Source organism: Corallococcus sp. 4LFB (assembly GCF_046520365.1).
GTDB lineage: Bacteria > Myxococcota > Myxococcia > Myxococcales > Myxococcaceae > Corallococcus > Corallococcus caeni.
The window spans coordinates 1-4362 of the sequence record NZ_JBKGHJ010000612.1 but is presented as its reverse complement, the minus strand read 5'-3'; the positions used below and the strand labels follow the sequence as shown (position 1 = coordinate 4362).

The window sequence follows — 4362 nt, the reverse complement described above, 5'->3', positions numbered from 1 at the left end:
CGCTGTCCGCGCACCCGCTGGCCAGGGCGGTGGTGACGGCGCCGCCGACGCGCGCGTCGCCGTGCCCGTGGGCCGCGACCTGGAGGCCATCCACGGCCAGGGCATCCGCGCGAAGGTGGGCGACGACGCGGTGGAGGTGGGCAGCGTGGCCCTCTTCGCGGGCGAGGCCCTTCCCCCGGAGGTCACCGCGGAGGTGACGCGGCTGGAGGAGGCGGGCCAGACGACGATGGTGGTGCGCCGCGCGGGCCGCTACCTGGGCGTGCTGGGCGTGGCGGACACGCTGCGCGGCGGCGCGCGGCAGGTGGTGCAGGCGCTCAAGGCGGGCGGCATCGAGCGCACGGTGATGCTGTCCGGCGACAACGCGCTCGTGGCCCGCTCCATCGCGCAGCAGGTGGGCCTGGACGAGGCGAAGGCGCCGCTGATGCCCGCGGACAAGGTGACGGCGGTGAAGGACCTGGGCCGCATGCACCCGGTGGCCATGGTGGGCGACGGCGTCAACGACGCGCCCGCGCTGGCCGCCGCCGCGGTAGGCGTGGCCATGGGCGGCGCCGGCAGCGACGCGGCGCTGGAGACCGCGGACGTGGTGCTGATGAGCGACGACCTGGCGAAGCTGCCCTTCGCGCTGGAGCTGTCCCGGCGCGCCACCGCCGTGATGAAGCAGAACCTGGTCATCGCGCTGGGCGTGAGCGCGGTGCTCGTCGTCGCCGCCGTGCTGGGCCTCACGCGCATCAGCCAGGCGGTGGTGCTCCACGAGGGCAGCACGCTGCTCGTCGTCTTCAACGGCCTGCGGCTGCTCGCCTTCCGGCCGAAGGTGCCCGCCGCGCCGCCCCAGCCCGCCACGGGCCCGCAGCCCGCCGCCGGTTAGCCCGCGCGCGTCATGCTTGGGATGGCAACTTCCCCCACACCCGGAGGGGGAAGCGCACGCGCGAAGTGTCGCCTTGCGGCCTGCATGACCTGAACTGGATGCATGCAGCGCGTCGTGAGCAGGGGGCCCCAGGCGGCGCGGGTTGGACATGGCATGGTGGCCCCCATGCCTGTCAGCGTCTTCGACCTCTTCAAGATTGGGATTGGACCCTCCAGCTCGCACACGGTGGGGCCCATGCGGGCGGCCCGCATGTTCGTGGTGGGGCTGTCGGACGCGGGGCTCCTGGAGCGCGTGACGCGGCTGAAGGTGGAGCTGTTCGGTTCGCTGGGCGCGACGGGCAAGGGGCACGGCAGCGACAAGGCGGTGCTCCTGGGACTGCGCGGCGACACGCCCGAGGACGTGGACGTGGAGCTGGTGCCGTCCATCGTCGCGCACTGGCGCGCGGAGGGGCGCGTGTCGCTGCTCCAGCGGCTGGTGCTCCCCTTCCGCGACGGCGAGCACCTGGTGTTGCACAAGCGCAAGGTGCTGCCCTACCACCCCAACGGCATGCGCTTCAGCGCGTTCGACGAGGGCGGGGAGTCGCTCGCCTGCCGCATCTACTATTCCGTGGGCGGCGGCTTCGTGGTGGACGAGCAGGCGACGGCGGGCGCGGATCCGCTGCGCGCGGAGAAGGCCTCCGTGCCCCTGCCCTTCAAGTCCGCGGCGGAGCTGCTGGAGCACTGTGAGCGGGAGCGGCTGCCCATCAGCTCGGTGATGCTGCGCAACGAACTGGCGGCGCGGAGCGAGGAGGACATCCGCGCGGGGCTCCTGCGCATCTGGGCGGTGATGCAGGCGTGCGTGACGCGCGGGTGCACCACGGGCGGCATCCTGCCCGGCGGCCTGAAGGTGGAGCGGCGCGCGTCGGCGATGTACCAGCGGCTCGTCAGCCGGCCGGAGGCCGGGCTCACCAACCCGCTGACGGTGCTGGACTGGGTGAACCTGTACGCGCTCGCGGTGAACGAGGAGAACGCGGCGGGCGGGCGGGTCGTCACCGCGCCCACCAACGGCGCGGCGGGCATCATCCCGGCGGTGCTGCACTACTACTGGCGCTTCGTGCCGGGCGCGAACGCGGACGGCGTGGTGCGCTTCCTGCTCACGGCGGGGGCCATCGGGTCGCTCTACAAGGAGAACGCGTCCATCAGCGGCGCGGAGGTGGGCTGCCAGGGCGAGGTGGGCAGCGCGTGCTCCATGGCGGCCGGGGCGCTGGCGGAGGTGCTGGGCGGCACGCCGTTGCAGGTGGAGAACGCGGCGGAGATCGCCATGGAGCACAACCTGGGGCTCACCTGCGACCCCATTGGCGGACTGGTGCAGGTGCCCTGCATCGAGCGCAACGCGATGGCGTCCGTGAAGGCCATCAACGCCGTGCGCATGGCGCTGTCCGGCGACGGTCGGCACTTCGTGAGCCTGGACAAGGTCATCAAGACGATGCGCGACACCGGCCGCGACATGAAGGACAAGTACAAGGAGACCGCGCGCGGCGGCCTCGCGGTCAACGTCCTGGAGGTCGCGAACCTCAGCGTCGGCCTGCCGGAGTGCTGAGACGTCCGGCGGTTCAAAGCGCGCCCGCCCACGCTTGCCGCTGAGCGCCGCGAATGCCGGGACCACTTTCGACACCGGCGCGGGCCGGGCAGAGACGGCCCAAGCCCCGGCCTCTCCCTGCCGCGGGGGGTCCAGACCTGTCCGACTGTCGGACAGGCTCGTGCGGTGTGCCGCTGCCGGGGAGGTCCCAGCCAGACTCCCTCCGCGCAGTCCTGCGGACTGACTTCCGTTCGCAGGCCTACCGCCTGCGCTTGCCGCCGCGTGTCGCGGACACCGGCACGGCCTTCACCATCGGCGCCGGCCTTGCGGAGAGCCACGCCTCCACGTCCTTCGACTGCGCCGTGCGGCCCGCGGACGTGAAGCGCGTGAGCGCCTGTGACGCCGCGTCCCGGGCCGCCTCCTTCTCACCTTCCGTCCACAGCGCCTGCGCCAGCGCGAAGCCGGACTCGCCCAGCGAGTCCTCCTGCGCGTCCTTGAACGACAGCGCCTGCTTCAGCGGGGCAATCGCGTCGCGTGCGCGGCCCAGGCCCAGCAGCGCCTGCCCCACGCCGTCCAGCGAGTAGTAGACCCGCTCGTCGTCCGGCCCCAGCTTCGCCTGCTTCACCGCCAGGGCCTCCTCGTAGTCCCGCAGCGCATCCGCATAGCGCTTGAGCGCGAGCAGGCTCATGCCCTCCTCGTCCAGCGCCTCCGCCAGCTTCACGCTCTGCGCGCCCAGGAGCGTGCGGTGCAGCGCCACCGACACCCGCGCGTGCTCCAGCGCTCCGGTGAAGTCCTTCTGCTCGCGCAGCGCCATGGACAGCGCCTGATGCCTGCGCGCCGTGTCCAGGTGCACGGGGCCCATCGCCTTCTCCGTCTGGGCGAGCGCGTCCTTCAACACCGTCACCGCCTGCGCGCTCTGGCCCGTCTCCAAGAGCGTGCGCCCCAGCGTGAACGCCACCCGCGCCCGCTTGGGGTGGCCCTCCGGCAGCGCCTTCGCCAGCAGCCCCGACGCCTGCTCCAGCAGCTTCAGCGCGTCGTCCGGCTGGTCCTGCATCAGCGCGAGGTTGGCCTCGTTCACCTTGAGGTCGCTCTCCAGCACCGCATCGCCGCCCACGCGCCTCAGCGTCGCCTCGCCCAGCCTGCCCCAGCGCCGCGCGAGCGCGAACTGCTCCTGCTCGCCGTCCACGTAGAGCAGCTTGTTCATCACAGACACCGCCAGCCGGTCCGCGCGGCCGGCCTCCGCGTCGTAGACGGCCTGCTCCAGCACCGCGCCGCCCGCGGCCTTGTCGCCCAGCACCGCCTGTGCCCAGCCCAGGTGGAATCTCAGCTCCGCCATCAGCGGCAGGTAGCCCGTGGCCAGCACGCGCGCCTCCGCCCCCTTCGCCAGCTCCAGCGCCTTGGGCATCCGGCTCAGGTCCACGCGCGCCTTCACCTCCGCCAGCTGCCCCTCCAGCGCCTCCAGCTCCGCGCGCTTCGCGGGGTCCGCGGGCCGGGGCTGCAGCTCCGTCAGCGCCTCCACGTCCGCGCAGTCGCCCGGCGCGGGCAGCGCCCAGGCCGCGTCCAGCGACTTGTCCACCAGCGCCACGTCCGCCGTCTGGAGCGTGGCCACCAGCGCGCCCAGGTCCTTGCGCCGCCGCTCCAGGCACACGAAGCGCTGGGACAAGAGCGCCTCCGTCTGCACCTCGCGCACGCGCGTGTCCTCGCACGCCGCCGTGTGCTGCTTCGCCCACTCCGCGCCGTAGCCGTCCAGCACCTCGCCCACCCGGCGCGCCATGTCCCGCGCCACCGGGCTCTTCGTCGCGAGGAACGCCTGCGTCACCTTCTCCCGCGCGTCCGGCCCCCAGCGCTCCGCCACCAGGTCCGCCGCGCCCTCGCACACCTGGGAGCGCGACCACGCCACCCCGCCCGCCACGCCCAGCACCACCGTGGCCGCCACCGCG

The 4362-nt window shown here is 73.4% G+C and carries 3 protein-coding genes; 2 read left to right on the top strand and 1 reads right to left on the bottom strand.

Annotation, left to right across the window (positions count from 1 at the left end):
* Together ACLEQD_RS38020 and ACLEQD_RS38015 are read left to right on the top strand one after the other, a co-directional pair.
* Nucleotides 1–865: HAD-IC family P-type ATPase (locus tag ACLEQD_RS38020; protein ID WP_410390745.1), on the top strand; the 865-nt coding region annotated here is incomplete at its 5' end.
* Between the two features lie 165 nt (nucleotides 866–1030).
* Nucleotides 1031–2443, top strand: a complete 1413-nt coding sequence (locus ACLEQD_RS38015) for an L-serine ammonia-lyase (RefSeq protein WP_410390744.1) — start codon at nucleotides 1031–1033, stop codon at nucleotides 2441–2443.
* A 238-nt stretch (nucleotides 2444–2681) separates the two neighbouring features.
* Here the strand turns inward: ACLEQD_RS38015 and ACLEQD_RS38010 are convergent.
* Nucleotides 2682–4362, bottom strand: a 1681-nt coding sequence (locus ACLEQD_RS38010) for a tetratricopeptide repeat protein (RefSeq protein WP_410390743.1), incomplete at its 5' end; no start/stop codon positions are given.